This is a genomic window from Streptomyces sp. CNT360 (assembly GCF_000424785.1).
In genome coordinates, this window is the sequence record NZ_AUKO01000051.1 from 1 (window position 1) to 1,118 (window position 1,118).

Annotated in this window: 1 protein-coding gene; it reads right to left on the reverse strand. The window is 71.8% G+C overall.

The genetic code is table 11. The annotated features are described in order from the left end of the window. Positions 1-1,118: type I polyketide synthase (locus H297_RS38470; protein WP_037795487.1), on the reverse strand; the 1,118-nt coding region annotated here is incomplete at both ends.

A 1,118-nucleotide genomic window follows, 5' to 3' on the forward strand; every position in this document is an offset into this window, starting at 1 on the left:
CGCCCTCGGCCCAGCCCGTACCGTCCGCCGAAGCGGAGAACGCCTTGCAGCGCCCGTCCGGCGCCAGCCCGCGCTGCCGGGAGAACTCCACGAACATACCGGGCGTGGCCATGACGGACACACCGCCGGCGAGCGCCATGGAGGACTCGCCCTGGCGCAGTGACTGCGCGGCCAGGTGCAGCGCGACCAGCGAGGACGAGCAGGCGGTGTCGACCGTCACCGCCGGGCCCTCAAGGCCGAAGGTGTAAGCCAGCCGGCCCGAAGCCACGCTGGCGGTGTTGCCCGTCAGCAGATGACCGTCGTTCCCGCCGGACGGCTCGTGCAGCCGCGGCCCGTACTCCTGAGCCGTCGCGCCCACGTACACGCCGGTGCGGCTGCCGCGCAGCGCGGTCGGGTCGATGCCCGCGTGCTCGACAGCCTCCCAGGCCGTCTCCAGCAGCAGCCGCTGCTGAGGGTCCATCGCCGCGGCCTCGCGGGGGCTGATGCCGAAGAAGGCGGCGTCGAACCGGTCCGCGTCGTGCAGGAACCCTCCCTCGGTGGCGTACGTCGTGCCGGGGCTGTCCGGATCAGAGGCGAAGAGGGAATCGAGGTCCCAGCCCCGGTTGTCCGGGAACCTGCCGACTGCATCGACCTCGCTGCTGACCAGCCGCCACAGGTCCTCGGGGGAGGCGACCCCTCCCGGCAGCCGGCAGGCCATGCCCACGATCGCAATCGGCTCGTCGAGGGATGCGGCCTCGTACGCATCGCCCTCCCGGTCCTGGTCGAGGCCGTGGAGCTGATCGGTGAGGTGTTCGGCGAGTTTCGCCGGGGTCGGGTAGTTGAAGAGGAGGCCGGAGGGCAGCGAGAGCCCGGTGGCCGCATTCAGCGCGTTGCGCAGCTCGACGGCCGAGAGGGAGTCGAAGCCCAGGTCCTTGAAGGTCGTGTCGCTGTCGACGTCGCGCGCCGATCCGTGCCCGAGCACCGCTGCTACGTGCGCACGCACCAGCTCCAGCCCGTCGCCGCGCGCAGGCTGCTTCGGACCGCTCCGCCGCGGTGTCATGGTCCTGACCTGGTCCGCCGCAACCACCGAACCGTCCAGCCAGTGGCGCTGTCGTTGGAAGGCGTAGGTGGGCAGCTCC